Here is a 25,293-nt window from a genome sequence, read left to right as displayed (position 1 = left end):
CTTTTAACATTCACCTTCTAAAAACACTGACTTCGTTTTCGGTTCATACCAAGATTTCTGGCTCGCAAACATCTTACTGTATTTACCGTTTTTCAAAGACATCAATTGTTCATGAGAACCTCGCTCCACAATGTGCCCCTCGTCGACAACCAAAATTTCATCCGCCATTTTGGCGGCGCCCAATCTGTGGGTTATGAATATTGTAAATCTGTCTTTATTCACATGACTAAACAGTTCGTAAACCTGGCTTTCGGCTAAGGGATCAAGCGAGGCTGTTGGTTCATCTAAAATATTTATTTTAGAGTTTGAATACAGCAACCTGGATATAGCCAGTCGCTGCCACTGCCCACCCGATAAATCCTTGCTGTTTTCTTTTATCTTGCCAAGGTAGGTGTCTATCCCGAATTCTAAACCGTTTACTACATCTTTCAGACCCATTTCCGAAACGATATTTTCAAGTCTCTTCTCATCCATTTTCGTAAGATTTCCAAGGAGAATATTGTCCTTTACGGTCAATGGATATTTGGCAAAGTCCTGGTACACAACGGAAATTAATCCTTTGATCTCAGCGAAGGTAAAGTCCCTTATACTTTTCCCGTTTATCAAAATTTCGCCTTCAAATTCGTCATACATCCCTACTAGCAATTTAGTGATGGTTGTCTTTCCCGCCCCATTCACTCCCACAAAACAATAATTTTTATGGTGACTCAATATAAACGAGCAGTCTTTTAAGATATAATGTTCCGTCCCCGGGTATTTAAAGCTGACGTTTCTGAATTCCAAGGATTCAAACGCAAAAGAGTCCACATCGGCCGGTAACACACTGGCATCTTTTTTTTCGCTAAGCCTGGTAAAGATTGAAAATTCTTTTAAATATTCTTTTAACCGTGCATAATCATACATAGTACTGGACAACTGCCACGACATATTCTGAACCAAACCGTAAATGGCGTTGACGAGGGCTATAAAGATGCCCAGAGAAGTTTCCCCGCGATGAAGCGAAGGCAAAAGCAAGGCCACAATAACAATTACGATTAACAATGTGACCATAGAGCCGCTTTTCATATGAATATAGCTTTTAATTTCGATTTTATTTTCAATCTTACTTGACTCATCGTAAAGCTGATCGAACTTGTCACGAATAGGCGTGCTGTAGGCAAATAACTTGCGCTCCTCGGCAAAGTCGCGATTGATTAAAATGCTTGATAAATAATTATATTTCCTCTGAATCTTTTTGGCTTCCATGCCCATTTCATAATTTTTTTTGCCCGTTCTCATCGCAATATAAAACAAAGGCACACTTATAATTAAAATGACGATGCCGCTTATTAAAGTAGAAGACATAACAATAACAAGCAGTGAAAATGAGCTAATTAAAAGCGTTGCTCCCCTAAACCAATTATTTAATCCCGCCATAAAATTTTTAATCGGGTCTAAGCACACCCTGTTTATTAATTCCTGTGTATCCTTGTTTTCAATATGCTTATACTCCAACCGAGCTTGCTTTAGTGCGATCTCTTTTTTTAAAGTTGCATTTAGTTTGTTTTGAGCCGAAGTATCTATAATTTGTGTGATAGAAGGAATTAAATTTGTAAATATGACATAACTCATTATCAAAATGATAGGTAAATAAATGGACGAATAATCAACCCTCCCCTTAAAAATATTCGTCGCCGTATTGATGAAATTAGCTACTACCAGGGTTTGATAGGCAGGTATCAGCGAATTAAGAATCGTTATTAGAATAGAATAGATCGTTTGCAACGGGATTATTCTTAAAGGTACAATTAGAAAATCCAATGTCGTATAATCTTTGGATTTAAGCATTTTGCCTCCAATGTTTCAACAATTAATTCATTTAGTTCTGATATTGAGAGTTGTCATTTCTACAGAACTAACAATAATTTGATCTTATTTCTGCACATGATCTTGCATATGTATCACAAGCAAAAACACTCTTGTTATCAAGTAATGCCATCCCTGGGCATCTATCACACTGAACTTTATATTCGCAATTAACGCATGCTTTCAAATCTGAGTTTTTTATATTTTTTATGAATTTTAAAGATTCAGACTCATACCAAATATTTTTTATAGAATCGTTAAAAATGTTCCCAACTTTATAGAAAAAGGAATTACAAGGGAAAACATCCCCATTGCAATCGATTGCAAATGAATAAAATAGCGCTGCGCACGGCACGTCATATTCATGTAAATGTCTATTTCTAGTTTGTTCATCAATCTCTTTCAAAATTGGGGCTAGATCTTCTTTTGCAATTCTTAACTGTTTCGGGGCTTCATCTCCATCTGTCTTGGAAAATATAAGTGGGGAAACATGAAAGTCAAATTTATTATGATGACAGAATTCTTTAATCTCTTTATAATCATGCATATTAACATTCATTAAAGGCGTTTTGACTCTTACTCGGATATTGTGTTTCCTCAAAATTTGCAAATTATTCAACAAGTTCTTAAGAGATCCTTTTGATCCTGTGATAGAATCGTGAATACCTTCTCGTAATGAAAAAACGGTGGTGGAAAACTCTGCGATGTGTAGGTTTGAAAGGCGTTCAACCATTTTATCATTTAGTAAAGTACCATTACTTAGAAGAAATACTCTCATATGTAGTTTTCGTGCAATCTCAATCAACTCAAATAAATCTTGCCGTAGAAAAATTTCTCCACCTGTAAACGACACGTTTACTACCCCCGCTTCACGAAGCTCATATAGTAAACTTTTTATTTTATCGAATCCAAGCCCTGAATTACTATGAGCAGGCAAATAGCAATGTTTACACCTTAAATTGCATTTTGTAAGCAGCTCTATCATTACACTAACTGGAACATTCTTCATAAAAGCTTGATGATAAAAATAATCTTTTATTAATACTTGTCTCATACTGCAACACTCCAAACTATTAAGTTATTTTCAACAAATTTTCTTGCTAGTTTAGTAATATCATTTTCAACTTTCATAAAATCAACATTATAGCTTTCAGCGATTTGATGTATAATATCCATCAGTCTCGTATTTTCCTGAATTAACAGCCAAAACTCTTTTGACAAATCCTTAAGTAGATATACTTTATCCGTTATTTCATCAAAAACAAATACTTCATCTCCAAGCAATATCCATGCGATATTTTTTGAATAAAAAACATCAGAACATGATTCCGTGCACATTTTAGTTCCCCCAATGATCAATTTGATTGTTGCGATCACAATAAATGACTTCTTCTATATGCAATAACAGCAAGAAAAACTCTTGCTGTTATTGCGGCCGTTCTTACTGATCTGTACTATCTTCCATTGCAAGTCCCTTGGTTACATTCAGACATATAGAACGCAACTAAATTTTTTTTCTTGGCAACTTTTTTAACTAATTTTTTCATAATGGATTCACCTCCTTTCCTTAATGATGTTATTTAATGACCAAAATACATTATTTCTCATGGATACCAAGCATTTGCTTAACGATGATACATATATTGTCAATATTAGATAGCTTCTCTATTAGTAAATATTCATCCGGAAACTCTATATTAAATACTTCCTCTAAGCTAACGATAGCTGAAATAAAGGCAAATGAGTCTACATTATCAAGCTTACCGTCGTCCAATACTTCAATTCCGTTTTCTTCTAGGCAATCCAATATCATCTGATTTACTTCCATAATACCCTCCTAAAATAGGAAAATTTTAATTTAAAGTATTCCTTATTCCCCAAAATAAGATATAATTAAATCGCAAAGATTATCTAAGTCTAAATCATCGAATACTGAATAGACTGGTATTTTAAAAGATTCATATATTTTTTCTTTAAAAACTTGTAGATTTTCCCCAAATAATTCCCTTGTCTTATATTTTATTCCAGTAACGGTTTCAATGGCTTGTATAGGGAAAATTGCAATTGCACGTACCTTCCCCTCATCAATAGAGTTAATAAAACTTATTGTTCTACTGATATACTCAATATCATCATGTGGATTTATACATAAAATACAGAAATCGGGCATCACTCCTAATGTAAATGCATATTGATATATCGTAAAATTGTTGATTTCTGAATTGTTGTAATGTAATGTACCCGACTGGCAACCTGTTATTAGAATATCTTTTTCTTTTAATTGTGTATTCCAAACCATTTTATTTAGTATTGAAATACATTCCCAAGGCTGAATTTTCAGGTTTGCACGATATCCGAAATGAAATACATAATCAGCGTCAAATAAATAGCCTGAAGGTTCTGTTGAAATATGACCAACACTATATCCTAGTTCTGATAATCTTCGTATTATATTTAATTGCAGCGTAAATTTACCTTGTTTTGAACTTGTACCGAATACCCCTACAATTGGAATAGTTGCTTTGTGAAGCTTGAAATAATTCCCATATGGGACTATATTGGATGTAATACTTGGATAAAATATTTCTTTATAATCGGATATTATCTTCTCAAATGTATAAATGTTCTTTTTTTGTTTTTCCGCCATATTGAGAATTTCTTCACTATAATTCCGTTTCGTAATTGTTGATAATTCTGATGTACACGATAAAATAATGGTGTCAAAATCATCACTCCAATTAATGGAATCAAACGATTCTATATATTCGCCAAATAATGTTCTTCCAACATTCCCAGATGTTTTTTCGTCATACACCCCTGCGATTTCAAACTTCAACATTTTTTTAAACCTTAACAAAACTTGACTTTCTTTATTCAATGGAAATAATATTGCCTTTTTTATTTGAAAACTGGGAGATTCTACATCGCTACTTTGTTTTACATTTATCTGAGTATTTGATATTGCCTTTAATAAATCATTTTTCTTATAAGGTAACATAAAATTTTTAATTATTTGAGATAACATTCCAGTTATACAAGCAGTAGCAAAACTTGATCCTTTCAAAATCGTTTTTCTGTCATTCCATATTGTGCGGTAAAATTTGTTAGGGACCAAAATATCAATGATACTATTCTCAACATAATAAATATCTTTCCGGTCCCCATATTCATCTTTCGTATCCACGCCTATCACAGCGTTCAAAGCGGCCGGATATGATATAGCTCCGTCATTATCAAAAGCGGATACAATAACAACTCCCTTTTTATATAAATTATTGCACACTTTGTTCATACCTTTATAATTACTTAAGTAGGTTATTCCTGCGCTAATATTTATAATATCTATGTCTACGTTTTTATAAATGTACTCTAAGACAAATATTAGTCCTTCCTCATCAACCTCCATTGTGTAATCACATATCCTTATACAAACTAGTTCAACATTAATATTTGTTTTGTAAATAATATGTGCAACGGCAGTTCCATGCCCAATGTAATCTATAGGTTCACACTTAATAATAGAATAAATTTCATCGGACTTATTCAGCATATAAGATTCAGATACATTTTCTATACATTCAGACTTTTTTGAAATACCAGAATCGATAATAGCAACCCTAACTTTATTCATGATCTACATCCTCATCTATAGAGTTGTTCTATTTATAGTAAATTAGCTCGTCAATTTTTTTTAACTGTATTAATGCTCTTTGTTGAATAAATCTTAGGTTGTTATCCACAGTAATAAATTGATTTTTGAATTCATCACACATTGAAATAGCACGACACAGTTTATGATTGTATTCATGTTTATTCGAAATGATGTCTTCAAAAAGATTACAAGAAAAATCATTAACTACTGATAACCATCTTTTATAAGCAGTATCAAATTTCTCAACAATAAAATCAAAGTCAAAAAAGTGATAATACCTATTCCTTATAAATTCCGAACCGTTAATATTACGAAGATTTAACTTCTTAATGCATGCAAGCACAATATCATATATTTCTTGAACATTCTTATTGATAAAACAGTATTCAAATCTATAGCTCATTAATTCTCTGAGAGAAAATTTGTCTATATTTTTTATGAACAAGTTGTCCCTATCAACAATTTTAGTAAGTTTTGTTAAGTAATTTAAACTAACTTTGCTTGAAATAATATACGGATCTACATGTACGTTGTACTTTCGTAAGTTGTTTAAATTGTTTTTTAACCCTTCTATATTTGAATATGGATTAAAATTAATGAAGCCATACTCGAACCTCAAATTATAATCATCATCTGCTGAATTAATATTCTGAAGTATATTGATTGCATTTATGTTTGATTTGATATTCGAAATTTTGCCATATAGTTTCAAATCAAATTCATTAAAACTTTCTAATCCAATAAATACTTTACCTAATCCAACTTTCTTTAATTTTTTCATACATGTTACTACTTCTGGAGTGATTTGCTCAGCTCTTAAATTCATTGAAAATTGAATCCAATATTTTTTTGGGCTAAGATAACTATATAGTTGTTCTAATCTATTAATTATGTTTGAGGATGAACAAAAAGTTGGATCAGAAAAACTAACAAATTTACAGTTGTATTCTTTAACTAGTAAATCAACTTCTCTGATTACATCGTCAATGTCCCTAAACCTCGGTTTTGTATAACCGCTTGTTGTATGTAAGATACTCCTATCACAAAATAAACATTTCCCCTCACATCCCCTTGACCCATAAATATGGAAAAACCTTGTATCAGTCGGGAAACATTTCCTATATGGAAAAGATATTGTCCCAATTTCCGCTGTTTGTTTGAAATTGTTTATTACGTAATTACCATTAAGTATGTAAGCAACTCCTTTACATTCTGTATAACTTTTTTTCTTCGCGATTAGAACACATAACTCAGATAAAGTATTTTCAAAGTCACCAATAACAGCAACGTCAATATGTTTAATATCCTTTAATAAAGGTTCGGCTAAACGTGATGCAAGACTATGGCATGCAACTAAAATCACATGCTTCAACAAACGTTTTAACTGAGAGCTAAGTTCTAACAACAAATCGTAACAATTATATGATAAAAAGATAACTATCATATTGGGTTTACTATATACGATATTATCAATTTCAGTTTGTATATTATGTTGATCTATTTTATGTATTGTTAAATCATTATCATGTTTTTTTAAAGCTGAAACTCCATATCCGACTTCTAAACAATGCAACTCATTGTTACTAAAGTATGCTGTTGCTATTTTTAACATGACAAGACCTCTTTTCTTAAAAACATATGTTGCAGAGCAAACACCTGCGCTACTCATCAATTTTTTTATATGCCTACTTTAGATATCGATTAGTTTAACCCCACATTAGAAATAAAAATAAATTCACTTTACACCACATAAGAGTTTTACATTTGAATACAATAGAAACACACAAATGTAAACTATTTTTTTCACTTCCATAACTTTACAAGTAAAAGTTACTATGATTCAATCTATAAGTCAACAACTTTTTGTTTACGTTTATAAAGTAAAAAAATGTGAATAAATAACTGTAATTTTACAAATATTTATAATATACTAATTGTTTTAGCTGGTTTTGAAGTAAAATTCATCAATCTTGGTAGTTAAATAATGTAAAGCACTCAAAATAATGCATATAAACTTTGTGTTCAAATGTTTATTTTTTTTTTGCTTTTGCACCCTTTCTCTCTAAACTACTGTCAATCAAATGAGGGTAGTAAGCTCAATATTGAAAAGTAAATTTGACAATTGTCATCTTATTTGTAATTATATTCACAAATAGTATTAAACCATTTCTACCACATCATTCTAAAACTCTGTATAAGTCGCTACCCTGTATTTTGATATAGCCCTATATAATTGAACGGTAATGGGGGGATTGAAAAATGAGTATGGAACGAAGGCTACCGGTAAAGGACCCGAGAATAAATTGTTATCCTTATTATGCCAACCCTTTGGCGATTTTGTCCGTAGCTGGAGATGAGAAATATCTCCCATGGTTTCTAAGCAACTTTATACAATTATCGTCTCATCCAGAGGGCTCCCGTATTAAGCTTGATTTCTTTCAACAATGGATCACATGGGTACCCTATTATAGTCCTTTTCTGGATGTGCAAATAATCAATAAGGATATAATCGGGAAACTAAATGCTATTTCGTTTATCGTAAATTGTATTGATTCAGGATATTATGTTCATTTGAAGGTGAATCATAAATACCTTTCAGCTTCGAGTCTTAAGTGGTATAACCGAACTGATTATGCACATGAGGTACTGATTTATGGCTATAATACTAAAACGCAAGCATTAGAAATTGCCGACAATTTCGGCGGCAAGTATAAGTTTGCATGGTGTACGCTTGAAGAATTTGAACAGGCTTATTCAAATCCGCCGATTTATAACAAAGAGAATTATGAGAAGGTGCTTTTGTTCAAGCCTAAAGAGGATGTAAAATTTCAATTCGATCTTCTTAAAGTTAAAGATTCGTTAGAGGACTTTTTAGCTTCAAGGGATACTCGCATGCGCGATGATCAAAGTTCAAGCTGGGCCAAAAATTTAACTTTAGGCGTAGCCGTTTACGATAAGATAATCGAGTACTTGTTTCTACTAATCGAGAATAAGGTTAGTATAGACGTTAGACTTTTTCATGTTTTATGGGAACATAAGAAGTGTATGATAGACAGAATTAAATATATGGAGACACTAGGAATCATAAGGAACCCAGACATCGCCAAAACTTACCAAGAAATTGAGAGAACCGCTCTAATTTACCGAAATCAAATGATAAAGCAAGCTGTCAGAAAAGACAACCAAAAAATTAATACCATGATTCAAGGCGTAAAATCCCTTTCTATTACTGAAATAAGTCTAATTCATAAAGTGTTAGAGCAAATTTATGTGAACGCTAAAAAAGAAGAACATATTATTCTTGGGAATTCAAATCGTTATGAACTGAAATGGTTTTTAAGCTAACTTCTTTAATCAGTTCTTTTATGATCGACTTACCAAGTAAAATACGGCAAATTGGCTTAACAGCAAATGCATCTACCCCCAAACAAAGCACTCGAAGATGATTATAGCGTTAAACAAGGCGATCGAACAGGGTAACCTTCTCGATCGCCTTACTTATGTTTTTCTTATATAAAATACTAATAAACGCCCCCAAAAAATTAAGGTTTGTAATCAAAATCAGGAATCGAATGCCAGCGCTTTCTCAACTCGTGTGCGGCGGATTTCGGTTTGCGGTCGCGGGTAAAGATTCCTTTCTTGTTGCCCTGAACCCGAATAATATTCTGACTGGTATGGAAGTCGGCGAAATTCCAGACATGTTCTCCGGCGAAATTGCCGCACTCGTCGAAAACTTCATGATTTGCCCGCAAAAACTCAACCTGGAATTCTTCGGTGAACATGACGGGATCGACATCGTGGAACCCGGCGATCGTATCCGCGCCGTACTCCGTCATGATGATCGGTTTATCCGGGCAGCGTTTTTGCCAACCAGCGAATTCCTGGCGGAGCTTGGCTTTGGCCAGCTCCCACTCCCCGCCTTCCACATACCAGCCGTAATAGCGGTTTAAGCACAGGACATCCGCCAAATCCGATACTTTGCAGTGCTCGGGACTACCTTCCTGCAAGGTCACGACGGTGACGGGCCGCTTTTGCGGGTCGCATTCCTTCGCCAGCCGGAACAGCGGTTCGAAATACTCATACGCACCGTCCTCCGCCGTCGCCGGTTCGTTGGCGATCGACCACATCACGACGCAGGCGTGGTTTTTATCCCGCGCGATCAATTCGCGGATCGCCTGCCGGTGCGCCTCGTGGGTTTTGATTTCCCGCCATGTGTCCCGTTTCGGGCCGCCCGATTGAACCGCCATAAAGTTCAAATGCAAGCCGACGGCCGCCACCTCGTCGATGACGACGAACCCTTCCCGGTCGGCCAAGCGCATAAGCTCCTCCGAATACGGATAGTGCGATGTACGGAACGAATTGGCGCCGATCCATTTCATCAAGCGAAAATCCATCACATTGGCCGCCTCGTTGAATCCTCTGCCGTGAATCGGGGAGTCCTCATGCTTGCCGAATCCTTTAAAATAAAACGGTTTTCCGTTGATGAGGAACTTGCCTTTTTTCACCTCCACGGTGCGGATTCCGAAGGGCTGCTCGTATTCGTCGATCGTCTCGCCGTTTTGCCGCAGCTCGATTTTCAGTGTGTACAAGTAAGCGTGCAGCGGCTCCCAGAGCTTTGCTTCCGCGACAAGCAGGCTGCCTTGCGCCCCTTCCCCCGCCGCGACAACGGCTCCGTCCTCATCCAGGATACTGACCTTTGTTGCGGCCGTCCCGCCGCCGATGTCCGCCTTATAATGCACCGCGGCGGAACCGTCCGGCCGCAGGTCGGATACGATTTCAACATCCCGAACGTAGACCCAAGGCGTCGTATAGATTTTGACCGGCCGGTGAAGTCCCGCGTAATTAAAGAAATCGAAATTCGGACGATTGCGAACGATTTTGCCGAGACCTTCCACCTCTTGCTCCGTATAGTTGCCGACGGGCAGCGTCGATTCATCCAGCACATTATGGACCGCAACGGTAAGCCGGTTTTTTCCCGCGGTTAAAAGTCCGTTGATTTCCGCCTCGAACGGCGTAAACCCGCCGGTGTGCCGGGCCGCCAGCCGGCCGTTGACGTACACCTTCGCCTCATGTGTGGCCGAACCGAAGCGGAGAACGATCCGCTCCGAGGAAAGCGCGCCCGGCACGGCGAATTCCCGCTCGTACCAAACCCAGCCGACATGATGGCGAATCTCGGCGCTAACGCCCGCATCGTTGTAAGAAGAAGGGACCGCCATCGGGATCGTCTCGGAAAGCGGCCGTTCATGCCATTTCTCGGCGAAGCCGCGGCCGGGATCGAGTTTGAAATTCCATATTCCGTTTAAATCAATGACCGCTCGGGAAGCGGTTACAATAGGGTAAAGCATCGGGGTCCCTCCTTATTTGGAATCGATGATTTTCTGAATGCGTTCCTGGGCGTTTTTAACGGTCGTATCCAGGTTCTGGGCCGACAGCATCATCGCGTCGAATTCTTCCACAAACACTTTTTCCAGTTCCGCATGGAACGGCACCGCGACCGCCGCCGTCGTTTGCTTCGTATTTTCAAGAACGTAGAGCAAGGAATCCTTGTCGATCATTTCCGGGGTTTTTGTGCCGGCAATAATACGATCGACGACTTCGTTCATATTTGCTTTCTTCCAGGAAGGGAAGTATTTCCCTTGCAGCGTAATTCCCTCCGTCGTGTACCAGCGGATGAACGTGTACGCTTCCTCCTTGTGTTTCGATTTGCTGTAGATCCCCAGCACATCACCGCTGACATTGCCCGAAATCGGATCTTCCTTGTTCACTTTTGGAAGGGGAGCGAATACCGTTTTGAACGTGGCCGGCACTTGTTCCGTCCCCCCGGCTTCAGGAACCAGGAACGAGCCCATCGTAATCATACTGGTTTCTTGATTAAAATATTGCGGACGATAGTTCAATTTCTGACTGACGACTTCGGCATACGGCGTCACAATGCCCTCCTTCTCCCCTTGCAGCCGGAGCTCCAACGACTTGCGAACGTTCGGCGTATCCACGTTCGCTTTTGTTCCATCGTCTGTGGTTAAGTTTGCGCCGGCAGCTTGATTCATATTTTGAATAAAGTACGCCTGCGTGGCCCAACTATGAAAATAGGTTCCGTATCTTGTTTTGCCGCCATCGGTTTTCGTCATCGCCTTGGCATACTGCATATACTCATCCCATGTCCAATCCTTCGGCAGCTCAAGCCCCGCCTCTTTGAGGTGGTTTTCATTGATGAAAACCATCGGCAGGACGGATTTGCCCGGCAACCCGTAGGTTTTTCCCGCGATTCCGGTATCTACCGTATACTCGTCCGCAAGCACGACGCCTTCTTTCTCCAAATAGCCGTCGATCGGCTCCAGCATGCCGAGCTCCATGCGCTGGCTGAGGTAGTTCATGTTGCTGAACATCATCACGTCCAGATCCTCCCCGGAGGCGGCCGCCAGATCAAGCTTCTTGTAATATTCGTTGGAATTGTTGTCTTCCGCGGAAACGAACTCCACTTTAATATTCGGATATTTCTTTTCAAATTCCGCGATGGCGACATCCCAATTGTCGGTTTTCTTCGGGTACCAGGTATGCAGTTTGATGGTTACCGTACCGTCCGCCGGCGCGCCGCCGTTCGAACCGGCCCCCTGCTTCTGACTTTCTCCCGAACCGGAAGCACATCCCGAAACGACGAGCGCAAGGATTGCCGACGCGGTGATAAAACGAGTCCATTTTCTTTTCAACATGCGAATTCCCCCTTGGTTTGTTAAAATTCGTGATCAAAAGATAACTTTTTGATTTCTTCCTTATCCTTTGACACTTCCCGAGGCCACCCCTTCAATGACTTGCTTCTGGCCTGCGATGAAGATGATCAACAACGGCAAGATTGCGGACACGGCGCCCGCCATCATAAGCGAATAAAATTCGCCGTTAAAATCGGCAAATTTGCGTATGCCAAGCTGCAGTGTAAACAACGAATCGGTACGCAGGAAGATAAGCGGGTTCTGATAGTCGTTCCAAGTCCAAATGAAACGGAGAATCATATAAGTCGCAAGCGCAGGTTTGACCAGCGGCAACCCGATCCGGAAAAAGATTCGCCAGTGATTCGCTCCGTCAATCCTTGCGGATTCGATAATTTCGTTATGAACCCCCATGAAAAACTGCCGCAGCAAAAACGTCCCCAGCACCCCCGAGGCGCCCAACAGCACGAGGCCAAGGTGATTGTCGAACAACCCGAGCCAGCGGAACATGATAAATTGCGGTACGAGAATGGCTTGATGCGGAATCATGTACGTGGCCAGCACCAGCATAAACACTGCGTCCCGTCCTTTGAAATTAACCTTGGAAAATCCGTAGGCTGCCATGGCGGAGATGATCAAAGACAATGCGGTCGTCAGCAAGGTCACTTTGATGCTGTTCAGGTAATAAAGCCCAAATGGGATGCTTCCAAGCCAAACCTGGCTGTAGTTTTCAACGATTTTCCACGTGCTCGGGATCCACTGAATCGGATATGTCATCACCTCAAGCTCCGGCTTGAACGATGCCGATAACATCCACAGGAACGGCAGAATAAAGAAGATTCCCGCCATGCCCATAAGCGCCGTGATGATGACCCGGTTTAGACGTATGGATTTCATGTTTAACGGCCTCCTAATAATTTACCCACTTCTTCTGTCCGACCCATTGGATCAAGGTGATGAACAGAATCAGAATTAAAAGAACGATGCCCATGGCGGAAGCATATCCGGATTCCAGATTCACGAAAGCCGCTTCATACAGGTAGAACACGATGACAGAGGTCGAGCCGGCCGGCCCGCCGTTCGTCAACACCATAATCAGGTCAAACACCTTGAAAGATCCCACCACCCCCGTAATCAACAGGAAAAAGGTCGTCGGCGACAGCATAGGCAGCGTAATGCTGAAGAATTGGCGGAGCGGCGAAGCGCCGTCCACGTCGGCCGCCTCGTAGAGATCCTGGGGAATCCCTTGCAGTCCGGCCAGATAAATGATCATGTTAAACCCTAGCGAAGTCCAGACCATGATGATCATGACGGCCAGCAGCGCATAATTCGGATCCGCCAGCCACATCGGCGGGTGATCGATGCCGATCGACCGCAAAAAACCGTTAATCGGACCGCTGTTGGGATGGAACAGCACTCTCCATAGCAAAGCGATCGCCACAATACTGGAAATAAACGGCATGAAATAGATAACTTTGAAAAAACTCTTAAAGTATGTTCCTTTGTTGATCAGTGCCGCGAGCACCATTGCGATGAACATGGACACCGGAACGACCGCAATCAGCACGACGTTGTTCCGCAAGGAGCGGTGAAACGCTTCATCCCGAAACAGCTGGAGGTAGTTGTCCCATCCGACGAATTTCAGCCCGTCCATGCCCGCGATGAAATTCCAGTCCGAAAAACTGATCACCCCCGACAGCAGAATCGGAATGACGACCAGCGTCATCGTCAGAGCCAGCATCGGTAAAATAAACAGATATCCGGTAACGGTTTCATATAACGCTTGCTTTCGAATCACCCTCATCACCTCATGATCGTTCTCTGTTTCTCCCTCATTATAGGCGCGGCCTATCCGGCGCACATGGAACGATTTTTTCTAATCGAAAAAAAATTTGCGATATTTTTTCCCGCTTAGAAAAAAATGTTGAATGAATCGGTCCAAGAAATGCTTTAATATTTCCTTATAACCCAATCGAATCATTGCGGCCGAGGTGGTGGACAACAAATGGGAATAAGGCTGAACTTCAAGCATGTGTCCCTGCGGAAAAAACTGATTCTTACTTCAATCGCTTGCCTTGTACTGCCTGCGCTCGGCATGCTTTACACGACCGGCGTGTATTCCAAGATCATCATTCGCGAGCATACGCTGGGAAAAGCGAGGCAATCGCTTATGATTGTACAGTCTCAAGTGGAAGCGATATTGGAGGAAATGGTATCCATATCGAATTTCGTCCAATTCGACCCGGAAATTAAAACGTTATTGGAAGAGGCCAAAGAAAGTCCGGTCGCCGCGCGGCAGCTGACGACCCGGTTGGAGCAAATCGCCGGCGAGAAGCGGGACCTGCGCCTGACCTTGCTGACGAGGGACGGCCGGGCGTATTCCGATTACTCGTTCTACGACTTTGAGCCGCAGCTTTTTTTCCGGGAGGACTGGTTTTCGCGGGCGGAGCACCTGACGGCTTACGAGACGTTATTTTTAGGCGGACTCGATAACTACCTGCCTCCGCTGTACCCTGAACAGAAGTATGTGTATATGACCGCACGCGCCTTGACCGAAACCGTAAATAAACCGCCGTTTGCCTATCTCATGGTCAGCCGTACGGAAAACACCGTCCGGGAGCTTTTTGCCGGTATGGAGGAGGACGTGTTTTTGCTGGACGAAAACAACCGGATCATCTCGAATCGTAATCCCGATTTGATCGGAAGCCGGTTTGAGAGCGTACTGCCGCGGGAGGTGCCTGCTTCGCCGGAGATCATTCAAACAGGCGGAGAAAATCAATTGTTTCTTTCGCTCCCGCTGCGTTTTTCGGGATGGAAGCTGGTGAGCGTAGCTCCTTACGAGCAGCTTACGGGAAAATTGAACGGAATGTATCGAACGATGTTAATACTGCAAGCCATGTTCGCCATCGGCTTTTTGCTCGCTCTAACCTATTTATTGCGGCGCTTCACCAAGCCGGTGCTGGCGCTCGGGGAAGCGGCGAAAAAAGTGGAGTCCGGGGATTTGAGCGTGCGTTCCAACATTCGCGGACCCGATGAAATCGGCCGGCTCGGCCGTTCGTTCGACTTTATGCTCGATCGTATCGAGCAAATCCTGACGCAGGTGAAGATGGAACAGGAATTGAAGCGGCAAGCGGAAATGGCGATGCTGCAGGCGCAAGTTCATCCCCATTTTCTATTTAACGTCCTGAGCTCGATCCGCTTGAAATTGCTGATGAAAGGCGATGAAGAAACCGCCCTCGTCGTCGGTTCGCTGTCCTCGTTGCTGCGGGCAAGCCTTTCCAAGCAGGATGAATTCGCCCTTCTCTACGCCGAAATCGAAACGGCCAAGCAATACACAGACTTAATGAAATTTACCACAAGATTTCCAATCGAGACCCGTTGGGATATTCATGCCGACCCGTTTGCCGTTACCGTTCCGCGTTTTATCTTGCAGCCGATTATCGAGAACGCTTACAAATATGGATTTTCCCGGAGCGGCGGGATGATCTGGGTCGAGGCGACGCAAACCGCCGGCTCCTCTTTAAAAATAACGGTTGAAGATAACGGCCGGGGCATGACTCCAGAAACGCTTGAGGCATTAAAAAAGCGGCTGAACTTCCAAAAGCGGGAGCTGATTGAGCAAATGGCCCTGGGAGAAGAAATCCCGTCCGCCGGAATCGGACTGTTTAACGTTTACAGCCGCTTGAAATTGCTGTACGGGGATCGGTTCGATATGGACATTCAAAGCGAACGCGGCCGGGGCACCAGCGTGGAGCTGCTGTTGCCGGTCGAGAAAACGTAAGGAGGATGACCATCATGTTTAAAGTTCTTATCGCTGACGATCATTATACGGTATTGGATTATTTAAGCGCCGGCATCCCCTGGCGGAACCTTGGCCTGGAATTGGCCGCCGTTTGTTCCGATGGCGGCCAAGCCTGGGAGGCTTGTCAACTCCATCGTCCGGACATTCTCGTTACGGATATCGGAATGCCCGTGATGGACGGACTGGAATTAATCGAAAAAGTGCGCGCGCTCAACCCTCGGCTGAAGGCGGTCATCTTGTCTTGTCACGAAGACTTTCACTACGCGCAGTCGGCCGTAAAGCTAAACGTAAGCGATTATATTTTGAAGGAAAGTCTCCAGATCGATCAGGTCGTTTCCGTACTGGGCCGGTTGGCGAATCAATTGACCGAGGAAAAACGATTGGAAAACGACCGGAACCAACTCCAAAACGTAGTTCAGCAGAATTTATCCGCTATACGTTCCCGATTCATCCGCAAGTTTCTTGAACAACCGGTCTGGAATGAAGCGGAATGGGCAAACGAATTTCAAAATTTCGGAATCCTTCTCAGCGGCGGCGTTCCTTATCTTCCGGTTGCCGCCTGGCCGGAACGGGCCGCTGAATTGGAAATCCGCTTTGGCGGAGCCGTCAACATGCAGTTCGTCATCGATAACGCCTTGCAGGAGTTAGTCCGGTTGAGCGAGAGCTTTATATTTGTGCTGAACGAACAGCAATACCTGTTTTTGTTCCCCTTTCCCCATACGTTAAAACGAAATCTTTATGAGGACGTGCGGGAAGAACTGCTGCGCGTTCAACAACAGATGTATCAACATCTGCGCGTCGGCATTTCGTTTGTCCGCGGTGAGGTCAGCGGCGATTTGCTCCAATTGAAAAAAGAAATTCAGCGGTTGTTTGACGCCAAAACGTTCCGTTTCTATGCGGGCGAGCGTATCTATGCGAAAATGCTGCCTGTGGAGACAACGAAAGAGGACATCTTCCTGCATTATTCCAAAGCCCTGCAGGAGATGAAAGATTGCATTGTTGCCGGGGACAAGGCCCGGATATCGCTGGCTGTCAAGGAATGGAAAAAATTTATCGAAAGCAGAGTCTATCCCGTCGAAGCCGTTAAATGCTGGGTGCTGAAAATGACCATGGAGCTCCAGCTCAAGTACACCGTCATGCAAAACTTCGTCACCAGCTTCAACACCGAAATGCTGCAGCGGAAAATCGCTTCGATCGAAACGCTGGACCATCTGCTGGAATGGCTTCAGGCATTTCTCGAAAAAAAATCCGTCGAAATAGAGGCGCTGCGGGAACAGACCGTACGCCGGGAAATTGCCGAGGCGCAGCGATACGTTCAGATCCATACGGGAGAGAAAATCGCGATGGAAGAAATGGCGCATCGTCTAAACCTGAACCCGTCTCATTTCAGCCGGATTTTCAAGCAGGAAACCGGCGAAACCTTTGTCGAATTCGTTACCCGTACGAAAATGGAAAGAGCGCAGGAATTGTTGAACCAGTCCGATTTGAACGTTGCGGAAATATCCGAGCAGCTTGGTTATGAGCATACGAGCTATTTTATCAAGCTTTTCCGGAATTTCGCCGGCATGTCCCCGAACGAATTCCGGAAGTCGATTTAACCTAGCCAAGAAAGGATGGAACTCTATGCTGGCTATCCGAAAAGCAACCGATAGTTTGGAAGAAGAAGAACTGAGGGCGTATCTACGTTTGATTCTAGTGCAGATCGAACGGATGAAGGAGGAGGGAGCTGCGCCAAACACCGCGATCACCGGACTCATCGAGTTATACGATGGGCTGATAGCGCTGCCGGACAAAAAGAGGATCGTCTGGGATCCGGCCCCGGCTTGCACCCATGTTCATATCGTGATCGGCGATTCTTTTGCGGGCAGTATGAAGCAAGCGCTGAAGGGGCTCGGCTGGGAAGAGGCGCATAAGCTGATCGTCCTGCGGGAAAATTACGCGATCGGGCCGCTCGCCGATCTGGATTCGCCGGCAGGCCGAACAGCGCGAAGCGAATGGTTTGGCGACAATATCATGAACGGGCTCGAAGCTTACTCAACCTACGAGGACGAGTATATGGTATTGCTGGGCAAGCTGGAGCAAATTCCGGAACAAGCGGAATTAGTGGTCTGGACCACGCGCAATGCCTGCGAACAGGCGGGCATGCGTTATGCGCTCCATTTGCTGCGACATAAACCCAACCCTCTCTCCGTTTACGACGCCTGCGCCATTTGCGAGGCGCTTTACAACCGGCCGGACGCCATCACCAGATATCGGCACTCGGGCGAACTGCCGCCGTCTAAGCTTCAAGCAGCGCTTGTCCGCATGGACGGAAGCGGCAGATTAAGCGGCACCGACATTGCCAAGCTGATTGAGGAATGGCGGGCGATCGCGGAGCAAACCGGAACGTTGCGTATTTGGCGGGATGGCGCGGTGATCGGCGTACCCGCCGATTATTACGATTCATACTTGCTGGACAAGCTGGATAGGCTGAAGCCGCCCGCCGGCGATCGCGGCTTCTTGCGATCCGCCAGGCTGATCGGCGAAGCGCTGGGGTATTGCGAGCAATATGTCGGAGACGAATATTTTGAATACCGCCTGCGAACGCTCATCTATAACGGCGTGCTGGAAATCAAAGGCGTGCCGGCGGCGATGAGATTCTACAGCGTCAGGCGTAAACGGTAACGGAATTGGGGGGGCCAACATACAAGCCCCCGGCAGACAAACTGCCGGGGGCGGCGGAAAACGGGGCTTTGTTAAATAAAGACGGCAAAAGCCAATTTTACCTGAGCACGGATAACAGCACGGCTTCGCTGTATTATTTGGTAAATATGGACATTTACTAGAGCCAAGCATAAAATAAATGTATACGCTAACAATCACAAAAAATGAAAGGAAATGATTTATATTAAGATCATCCACCCCGTCGCCGATCCGATTATCGACTGCTACCCCAACTACGGTGCTTTTCTCTCCATCCTACAGAATAATGAAACGGCCAAGTCATGGATTGTAAGCAATTTCGTTCAGCTCGAATGTCCAAATGACATGGAACAAAATACACGTATGGATTTTTACATGGGAAGTCCTTATTTTATTAGCATATGTCCGTGGATATTGCTGCAAAGAATTCGAAAAGATATGATTCAGCTAAAATGGAGTAATGATATCTCCCTTTTTGTTCGAGAAGCACTGCTGCAAGGATATTATGCTTTCCTAATGGCTGACCAATTTTTTATCCCGGCTTCAAGCGCATATCAAAAATACCATCGCATTCACGAACTATTTATCTACGGATTTGATGATATCGAGGAAGTGTTTTATATTTCGGATAATTTCCAAAATGGGAAATACAGTAGAGGGATTTGTTCTTTTACTGATGTGAATCACTCGTACATAGATTTAAAAATGGCAACAGACTTAGGACAAGAATTGATTTATTTGCTTTCATTTAATAATTCCGGAAAATTCAGCATAAACCTCGACATTCTAAAAGAACTGCTCTCCGATTATCTGCATTCAATCAATTCATCCCAAAAAAACAATCTCCTCAACCAACCCTTAAAAAGAGAGTGGATTTATGGTTTGGGATGTTATGACCACCTCATTCATTACTTAAAGAATATCGTACCAAAGGGAACTCGCTTAGATATACGTCCGTTCTATGTTCTAAAAAATCATAAGACCATGATGATCGAACGACTAAAATATCTTTCACAGATCCAACTCCTTAAAGATCCGGATACATACATAACGAGCTACACTAGAATCGAGGAGTTTACAACCATCGCTCTAAATCTATCAATAAAGTATACTATTTCAAAAAATGCAAACATTTTGACCAGTATCGCAGAAAAACTCGAACAATTGTCTAGCATGGAAGCAGACCTTTTACCACGGTTAATAAAGGCTTTCATAAACAGTTCGAAAAACCCAAGATAACCTGTGGTTATGAGCTCAGTTTTTAAAATCCGGAAATGGGAGGTAACCCCCTTATGTCTAAAATATTGCCGCTAGGCGAATCCCCCATTATAGGGTATCAATATCACGCATATCCCCTCTTAATAAGTTCGTTACACCCTTCTTTCTACGAATGGTTTTATAGCAACTATATTCAATTAGAATGTTCACCGCTTGTTTCACCATTAACATTCGACTTTTATACATTTGAAAAATTAAATTCCAAAAGCCCGTTCTTAGGCGAAATGTATTTTTTGAAAAGTATGATTAACAAATACACCTCTCCCATGCAGTTTATTATAGACGCTTTGGCTGATGAACATTATATCGTTTCGTTTGTGGACGAATTTTACATTCCAAATAGACAAGCCTATCAGCGGTTTCACAATGTGCATGACATCATGATTTACGGATTCGACCTAACACAAAAAATTTTTTATGTAGCAGGCTACAAAGAGGATCGAAAGTTCGGATTTACGGAGGTTGATTTCGATCATTTTGAAAAGGCGCTTCTTATCGGTGCTTCAGAAGGATCGCTTGGGCAATGGGCGGACGGCATGCATCTCATGAAGTTGAAATTGGACACGTCATTTACGCTGAACCTGAATGTTCTCGTCGACTTAATGGAAGATTACGTGCATTCGCGAAACACATCGATGAGATTTCGGATGATTCAGGACTCCAAAAAATCTATTTTCGGTATCGATACTTTTGATTATGTGCTTGAATATCTTCGTCAATACAACGGAGAAAAGTTGGATGTTCGGATATTTCACACGATTTATGAACATAAAAAAACGATGGTATCCCGAATACGATATTTGCGGGATGTTACAGGCATTGAGTTCACCCCTGCTTTAGTAAACGAATTTGTAGAACTGGAAAACAATGCACTCATCGGAAGAAATCTTTGTTTAAAGTATGAGTTAAGTGGTGTCAAGCAAAATGTTAAGAGAATGGCTGAAATTTATAAACAAATTAGAACGAAGGAACGAAATTTATTGGAGGCTGCAATCCATGAGATTAAAGCCCAGCTAAACCCAATTAATATTCATAATTGACTGATGCAGTGAGTTTACATAATATATCTTGTTCTCTATTTAAATTATTTATTATTTCATAATGTATTCTTGGTAGTAATGATTTGTTCTTTGTCAAATTGTATTTCAACGTCATATTTCGAATAATTAAAAAATTATTTTCAACACACTTATAGTTTTCAATTAATTCATTATTGATATCAATGTATACCTTTTGAAGATGCAATAAACGCTTCAACATGAGATTCTTGTGCTCCCAGAATAAATGAAAAGCTCTTCTATCCAAAAATTTATCCTCATTTTCCTGGCTTATTCTTTTAGCATAATGTAGAATCACATTCCGTCCAAATATAACATTTTCCTTAAAAGAAACATCAATTGAATTAGAAGAGTTAAGATAATTATCAATAGACATTATGATTTGCGGTACTTTAATTGTAAATTCCTTTTCATCCTTAACACTTAACAGATGTATATTCAAAAAGAAGTGATTGTTGGAATTTATAGCAGAATAACCTAGTTCAACCTCATTAAATGAACACTCTGTTCTAATGTATTTTCCTTCTAGCAGATTATCAGCGACTAAGAAAACCTTCCTTTCAGTATCATATCCATAAATAAAGATTTCATGCCATAACGATTTTCTTTTATAGCCCTGGTACTTTTTTATATGAAACCTATCAACATACAAGTAAACATAATTATTCAAATTCAAAGAATCGATGATCATATCCGTTAGTGATCCCCATTTTTGCCTTATAAAAAACTTCGGAACAATATGATGATTTAACCATGGACAATTATCAATAAGTAAATGATGGTTATCAAAAAATGTCGCATCCCAATCATATACATATCTTATTTGTATAAAGTTATTATAGATCCACGCCCAGCACTCTTCTTTATTGGATATAACAGAAGTAATACTTCCATAAATATTGTAAGTATCTATAATTGGATCGTACATGGGAAGTTCAATTCGTGTCATATAATTTCCTCCCAATCTATTTTAATTTACACAGTAACCTATATAGAAACTCAAGCACCTCTCTTTCCTTATTTTTAAGCGCTATCAATTTGTTGATAATTCGATTAGTAATCGCTCCCTCGCCGGTAATTAATAGTTTTATGTATAACGAATTGATAATCTTTGATTCTTCCACGATTCCAGAATATTGATTTGCCGGTTCACAAGATATTTTATATTTTTGCTGAAGAAAAATGATTCTCATTAACATGATTTTTTTATGCTCGGACAAAACAAACAAAGGCCTTTTATCAGTTGGTTTCTCCACCTCCTTTAAATAAGTTATTATAATATCATATACTTCTAGGCCAAATCCCATATCACTTGTATATATCATCCATTGGTCATGTGGATTTGCATATCTTTTAGCCGTCTTATACGAATTTAGGTAATCATCCAACTCAATTAGAAGCTTCTCCAAGTCAAATATATATTTTGTTTCCATTCCAAAATAAGCCCGGTTTTCTTTATATTTAATCAAATGCACGCCGCCCAACCAATCATCTGAATCATTTCTATTGATCATTTCGTATGCTTTCTCTATTTGATTAAAAGGAGTTTCTTCATAACTGTAGATACCATTTGAAAAATTATCAGCTACTAAAAATTTACCTTCATCACTATCGACTCCATAAATAAAAATGTCATGAACACTATGATTTTTTAGATAATCACTTTTATAATTAGATATTTCATATCTATCAATAATAAGATAAATATAACAATTCTCCTTTAAGGCATCTAACAAAAATTCAATCACTGAATTATAAGCATTTTGAATTAACGTTCTAGAGATTTTTTGATGATCAATAAAGGGACAAAAAGAATATAAGTTATTAGTGTAAAAATCTAATCTAAGAAAACCCTTCTTATAATCATTTTTATCTGCAAATAATTGAATGTAGTTATTCAGAAACCACGGTAAGTAGTCTTCATTCTGAGAAATAACCGAGACTAAATTAGCGTGGTTAGGGTAACATGTAATAAATGAAAATTTCATGGGCAGAATTTTTTTCAAATTTACACCTCTTTATTTATCCTAAATTTCGAAAGCTCGTAACAATAAGAGTCGATTAAGGATGGTGGAGAACGTTAACTGTAAAATAATGTTGAGGCTTCTCTGTGAGTCTTTGCTGCGTAGAAAGGCAGGCGTCAAGCGAATTACGCAAGAAAATTATTGACAGGGCACACCGAAGTTTCAAACCACATTTTGATTCAATTCAGTTAGTTTCGAAATAAGTTTCTCAAGTATTTTCTTTTCTTTTTCTATTACACTAGAAATTAATACTACAGCTCTATTTATTACTTCTCTCTTTTTATTGGCATTGTATTTTATTATAAGATTTCTTATACACAACCTTCCATTTTAGAGTCGGTAAAATAACTATCAGAGCGGATTATGCGACGGTTAATATGCTCATCATATTCTCGGTAAACCTCTCGGCAGTACATTTTAATTCCTTGCACCTTTTAATCATTTCATTGATTTTGTCAAGACTTGAAGTGATTTTTGTCCTTATGGCCAAATTTAGAATAATTCGCGCCTGTCTCTCAAGTATAATGGATTGCTCGAGGAGATTTTCATTTCGTAACGCATAGTGGTTATTAAAAATATAAATGAGGCGGTCTCTCATTATTTTTTTATGTTCCCAAAGAATATAAAATGCTCGATGGTCTAACGATGTCTTGGTTTCTAAAACCAGTCTTAAGTGGTCGCAGATCAAATCATAGACATTCAAGCCAAATACATAATCGTCTTCCGTCTCAAAAACAAAAGGTTGAGATTCCAAATAACATTTTAGTAGAAATACTACATATTCTTTGTTAAAGGCAACTGTGATATCATTATTTGGTTCATATACCCAATCTTTAGTCATATATATGGGCAATTTATTACTGGAAATTGCCTCGTTTGCGCTTTTATATGCCTCGTATAAAGAGGAAAAAGCTATGGATTGATTAGTTGGGTAACCCTTGTCATAACCCAAAATATAAAACTCTGCTTTTTCCACATCAAATCCATAAATGAGTAAATCATGATAAAGGTCTTTTGCTAATTCTCGATAAGGCAAATAGAAATCATTTAAATATACCGCCACATATCGGTCATTTTTAATATGTTCAATGAGTTTCTCAATGATCTGTGTCGCTGAAGATCGATTTTCTGAGTAATTTTGAACAAACGGCGCCCCTCCGTAAAACGGATACTGCTTATCGTAGTTGAAATAATTAACGATTTTACCCAAATCAAATGGAAAAGTTTTGGGACAGGACAGTTGAATGAAGTTGCTATAGAACCAATCCAAATAGTCATCGTTTCTACTTAAAATGGAAAACAGATTTAGATGCTGCGGGTATGTTTTGACTATAGGCTGACCTAAGTCTAATATGCGCCTCATTGGCATCACCCCATTTAATATAAAAATATGATTTCTGGAGAACTTACATTATCCTTAGTCCTGAGAATTTCTATTTCAATAACATTCTTGATAAGTTCCTGTATTGCAACGAGTTCTTATCGACCAAGCTTTTATTCGTTGAATCAGGTTGTCTAATTAACAATTGAAATCGCTCTAAATCCGTTACCAATCATGTCCATTTATTTTTATGCAATAAGGGAAAAAAATCTACTAGAAATTCATCAAGACTCAGAGTTTTAACTTTTTCAGGAAACAAGTTTGATATGGCACAAACTGCAAACTTGTACGAATCAGCGATATCATATTGCTTAAAATAAAATTTCTCATTTACATCGTTACTTTCAAAAACAATCTCATTTTTATTAAGTGCAAAGGAAAAAGTAGATAAAGGAATTGACAATCCATAACCAGTTGCCTTTAAGTAACTTTCCTTTAACGTCCATAGATCAAAAAAGAAATCATTTCTCTCGTTTGGATCTTTATTTATAATTTGATAATACTCTTTATATGAAAAGAATCTTTTCGCAATACCAAGACTAATTGGAACTATTTTTTCAATATCAATTCCAATCTGAAACTGATCTATTGCACAAACAACCCATTCACCTGAATGGGAGAGATTATATTCAATTTTTGAATTTCTAAGTAAAGGTTTGCCATAATCATTTATACTGAATTGAAGCTTGCTGTTCATTATTCCGATTCTCTTGATAAGTAAGGCACGAACAAGCAAATCAGCAAACAAGGAACGTTGAAAGTCTTTTTTGCTTTTAAACTTCGCCAACTTTTCTTTTTTTTCAAACGACACGAAGTTTGCCATAAAATTCAATTCGTGTTCAGATAACAATCTCGTCATCTTCACTC

The 25,293-nt window shown here is 40.2% G+C and carries 21 protein-coding genes; 7 read left to right on the top strand and 14 right to left on the bottom strand.

Going from position 1 to position 25,293, the window contains the following annotated elements; genetic code table 11:
* Positions 1-3: 3 nt before the first annotated feature.
* The 6 genes from NYE69_RS14905 to NYE69_RS14880 all read right to left on the bottom strand — a co-directional run bounded on the left by NYE69_RS14905 (position 4) and on the right by NYE69_RS14880 (position 7,109).
* Complete coding sequence (locus NYE69_RS14905; protein ID WP_328270791.1) at positions 4-1,827, bottom strand: ABC transporter ATP-binding protein; 1,824 nt, start codon at positions 1,825-1,827, stop codon at positions 4-6.
* A gap of 67 nt (positions 1,828-1,894) precedes the next feature.
* Positions 1,895-2,899 carry a radical SAM/SPASM domain-containing protein gene (locus tag NYE69_RS14900; protein ID WP_328270790.1) on the bottom strand — a complete coding sequence of 335 codons (1,005 nt, stop codon included), beginning with the start codon at positions 2,897-2,899 and terminating at the stop codon, positions 1,895-1,897.
* Positions 2,896-3,222: a PqqD family protein gene (locus NYE69_RS14895; protein ID WP_328270789.1), complete on the bottom strand. Its 327-nt coding sequence runs from the start codon at positions 3,220-3,222 to the stop codon at positions 2,896-2,898. Before NYE69_RS14895 ends, NYE69_RS14900 begins: the two co-directional genes overlap by 4 nt.
* 220 nt (positions 3,223-3,442) lie before the next feature.
* Complete coding sequence (locus NYE69_RS14890) at positions 3,443-3,673, bottom strand: hypothetical protein (protein WP_328270788.1); 231 nt, start codon at positions 3,671-3,673, stop codon at positions 3,443-3,445.
* A gap of 42 nt (positions 3,674-3,715) precedes the next feature.
* A complete protein-coding gene (locus NYE69_RS14885; protein ID WP_328270787.1) occupies positions 3,716-5,476 on the bottom strand; it encodes a S8 family serine peptidase in 1,761 nt (586 codons plus the stop codon).
* Between the two features lie 28 nt (positions 5,477-5,504).
* Positions 5,505-7,109, bottom strand: a complete 1,605-nt coding sequence (locus NYE69_RS14880) for a B12-binding domain-containing radical SAM protein (RefSeq protein ID WP_340926789.1) — start codon at positions 7,107-7,109, stop codon at positions 5,505-5,507.
* A gap of 647 nt (positions 7,110-7,756) precedes the next feature.
* Here NYE69_RS14880 and NYE69_RS14875 point away from each other — a divergent pair.
* Positions 7,757-8,842 carry a hypothetical protein gene (locus NYE69_RS14875; RefSeq protein ID WP_340926788.1) on the top strand — a complete coding sequence of 362 codons (1,086 nt, stop codon included), beginning with the start codon at positions 7,757-7,759 and terminating at the stop codon, positions 8,840-8,842.
* Between the two features lie 197 nt (positions 8,843-9,039).
* Here the strand turns inward: NYE69_RS14875 and uidA are convergent, their stop codons facing one another.
* Genes uidA through NYE69_RS14855 form a run of 4 tightly spaced genes read right to left on the bottom strand, consistent with a single transcriptional unit; the run spans position 9,040 to position 14,005 of the window.
* Positions 9,040-10,842 carry a beta-glucuronidase gene (gene uidA / locus NYE69_RS14870; RefSeq protein ID WP_328270783.1) on the bottom strand — a complete coding sequence of 601 codons (1,803 nt, stop codon included), beginning with the start codon at positions 10,840-10,842 and terminating at the stop codon, positions 9,040-9,042.
* Positions 10,843-10,854: 12 nt separating this feature from the next.
* Positions 10,855-12,207 carry an ABC transporter substrate-binding protein gene (locus tag NYE69_RS14865; protein WP_328270782.1) on the bottom strand — a complete coding sequence of 451 codons (1,353 nt, stop codon included), beginning with the start codon at positions 12,205-12,207 and terminating at the stop codon, positions 10,855-10,857.
* A 60-nt stretch (positions 12,208-12,267) separates the two neighbouring features.
* Complete coding sequence (locus NYE69_RS14860) at positions 12,268-13,098, bottom strand: carbohydrate ABC transporter permease (protein ID WP_328270781.1); 831 nt, start codon at positions 13,096-13,098, stop codon at positions 12,268-12,270.
* Between the two features lie 13 nt (positions 13,099-13,111).
* Entirely contained in the window at positions 13,112-14,005 is an 894-nt protein-coding gene (locus NYE69_RS14855; RefSeq protein WP_328270780.1) for a carbohydrate ABC transporter permease, read from the bottom strand.
* A 201-nt stretch (positions 14,006-14,206) separates the two neighbouring features.
* Here NYE69_RS14855 and NYE69_RS14850 point away from each other — a divergent pair, with 201 nt between their 5' ends.
* Genes NYE69_RS14850 through NYE69_RS14825 form a run of 6 tightly spaced genes read left to right on the top strand, consistent with a single transcriptional unit; the run spans position 14,207 to position 21,003 of the window.
* Positions 14,207-15,982 carry a sensor histidine kinase gene (locus NYE69_RS14850; RefSeq protein WP_340926787.1) on the top strand — a complete coding sequence of 592 codons (1,776 nt, stop codon included), beginning with the start codon at positions 14,207-14,209 and terminating at the stop codon, positions 15,980-15,982.
* 14 nt (positions 15,983-15,996) lie between these two features.
* Positions 15,997-17,601, top strand: a complete 1,605-nt coding sequence (locus NYE69_RS14845) for a response regulator transcription factor (protein ID WP_328270778.1) — start codon at positions 15,997-15,999, stop codon at positions 17,599-17,601.
* A gap of 25 nt (positions 17,602-17,626) precedes the next feature.
* Positions 17,627-18,667, top strand: coding sequence for a DUF1835 domain-containing protein (locus NYE69_RS14840; protein ID WP_340926786.1), 1,041 nt, complete (start codon positions 17,627-17,629; stop codon positions 18,665-18,667).
* A 5-nt stretch (positions 18,668-18,672) separates the two neighbouring features.
* Positions 18,673-18,828, top strand: a complete 156-nt coding sequence (locus tag NYE69_RS14835) for a hypothetical protein (protein WP_340926785.1) — start codon at positions 18,673-18,675, stop codon at positions 18,826-18,828.
* Between the two features lie 52 nt (positions 18,829-18,880).
* Positions 18,881-19,924, top strand: coding sequence for a hypothetical protein (locus NYE69_RS14830; RefSeq protein ID WP_340926784.1), 1,044 nt, complete (start codon positions 18,881-18,883; stop codon positions 19,922-19,924).
* 53 nt (positions 19,925-19,977) lie between these two features.
* Positions 19,978-21,003 (top strand): hypothetical protein, encoded by a 1,026-nt coding sequence (locus NYE69_RS14825; protein ID WP_340926783.1) that lies wholly within the window; start codon positions 19,978-19,980, stop codon positions 21,001-21,003.
* Here the strand turns inward: NYE69_RS14825 and NYE69_RS14820 are convergent.
* The 4 genes from NYE69_RS14820 to NYE69_RS14805 form a co-directional block, all read right to left on the bottom strand.
* Positions 20,987-21,970 carry a hypothetical protein gene (locus NYE69_RS14820; protein ID WP_340926782.1) on the bottom strand — a complete coding sequence of 328 codons (984 nt, stop codon included), beginning with the start codon at positions 21,968-21,970 and terminating at the stop codon, positions 20,987-20,989. The two genes, NYE69_RS14825 and NYE69_RS14820, sit on opposite strands and share 17 nt — an antisense overlap.
* Positions 21,971-21,986: 16 nt before the next feature.
* On the bottom strand, positions 21,987-23,027 hold the full coding sequence (locus tag NYE69_RS14815) for a hypothetical protein (protein ID WP_340926781.1): 1,041 nt from the start codon (positions 23,025-23,027) through the stop codon (positions 21,987-21,989).
* Between the two features lie 379 nt (positions 23,028-23,406).
* A complete protein-coding gene (locus NYE69_RS14810; protein ID WP_340926780.1) occupies positions 23,407-24,408 on the bottom strand; it encodes a hypothetical protein in 1,002 nt (333 codons plus the stop codon).
* 190 nt (positions 24,409-24,598) lie between these two features.
* On the bottom strand, positions 24,599-25,285 hold the full coding sequence (locus NYE69_RS14805; RefSeq protein ID WP_340926779.1) for a 4'-phosphopantetheinyl transferase family protein: 687 nt from the start codon (positions 25,283-25,285) through the stop codon (positions 24,599-24,601).
* Positions 25,286-25,293 lie beyond the last annotated feature (8 nt).

The organism is Paenibacillus sp. FSL R5-0527 (assembly GCF_038008055.1).
GTDB classification, from domain to species: Bacteria; Bacillota; Bacilli; order Paenibacillales; family Paenibacillaceae; genus Fontibacillus; species Fontibacillus macerans.
The sequence above is the reverse complement of the archived record's forward strand: the minus strand, read 5'-3'. Positions and strand labels throughout refer to the sequence as shown.

Excerpts from the sequence above, each read along its gene's own strand:
- NYE69_RS14905 (WP_328270791.1), bottom strand. The coding sequence starts at position 1,827 with ATGCTTAAATCCAAAGATTATACGACATTGGATTTTCTAATTGTACCT.
- NYE69_RS14900 (WP_328270790.1), bottom strand. The coding sequence starts at position 2,899 with ATGAGACAAGTATTAATAAAAGATTATTTTTATCATCAAGCTTTTATG.
- NYE69_RS14890 (WP_328270788.1), bottom strand. The coding sequence starts at position 3,673 with ATGGAAGTAAATCAGATGATATTGGATTGCCTAGAAGAAAACGGAATT.
- NYE69_RS14885 (WP_328270787.1), bottom strand. The coding sequence starts at position 5,476 with ATGAATAAAGTTAGGGTTGCTATTATCGATTCTGGTATTTCAAAAAAG.
- NYE69_RS14880 (WP_340926789.1), bottom strand. The coding sequence starts at position 7,109 with ATGTTAAAAATAGCAACAGCATACTTTAGTAACAATGAGTTGCATTGT.
- NYE69_RS14875 (WP_340926788.1), top strand. The coding sequence starts at position 7,757 with ATGAGTATGGAACGAAGGCTACCGGTAAAGGACCCGAGAATAAATTGT.
- uidA (WP_328270783.1), bottom strand. The coding sequence starts at position 10,842 with ATGCTTTACCCTATTGTAACCGCTTCCCGAGCGGTCATTGATTTAAAC.
- NYE69_RS14865 (WP_328270782.1), bottom strand. The coding sequence starts at position 12,207 with ATGTTGAAAAGAAAATGGACTCGTTTTATCACCGCGTCGGCAATCCTT.
- NYE69_RS14860 (WP_328270781.1), bottom strand. The coding sequence starts at position 13,098 with ATGAAATCCATACGTCTAAACCGGGTCATCATCACGGCGCTTATGGGC.
- NYE69_RS14855 (WP_328270780.1), bottom strand. The coding sequence starts at position 14,005 with ATGAGGGTGATTCGAAAGCAAGCGTTATATGAAACCGTTACCGGATAT.
- NYE69_RS14850 (WP_340926787.1), top strand. The coding sequence starts at position 14,207 with ATGGGAATAAGGCTGAACTTCAAGCATGTGTCCCTGCGGAAAAAACTG.
- NYE69_RS14845 (WP_328270778.1), top strand. The coding sequence starts at position 15,997 with ATGTTTAAAGTTCTTATCGCTGACGATCATTATACGGTATTGGATTAT.
- NYE69_RS14840 (WP_340926786.1), top strand. The coding sequence starts at position 17,627 with ATGCTGGCTATCCGAAAAGCAACCGATAGTTTGGAAGAAGAAGAACTG.
- NYE69_RS14830 (WP_340926784.1), top strand. The coding sequence starts at position 18,881 with ATGATTTATATTAAGATCATCCACCCCGTCGCCGATCCGATTATCGAC.
- NYE69_RS14825 (WP_340926783.1), top strand. The coding sequence starts at position 19,978 with ATGTCTAAAATATTGCCGCTAGGCGAATCCCCCATTATAGGGTATCAA.
- NYE69_RS14820 (WP_340926782.1), bottom strand. The coding sequence starts at position 21,970 with ATGACACGAATTGAACTTCCCATGTACGATCCAATTATAGATACTTAC.
- NYE69_RS14810 (WP_340926780.1), bottom strand. The coding sequence starts at position 24,408 with ATGAGGCGCATATTAGACTTAGGTCAGCCTATAGTCAAAACATACCCG.
- NYE69_RS14805 (WP_340926779.1), bottom strand. The coding sequence starts at position 25,285 with ATGACGAGATTGTTATCTGAACACGAATTGAATTTTATGGCAAACTTC.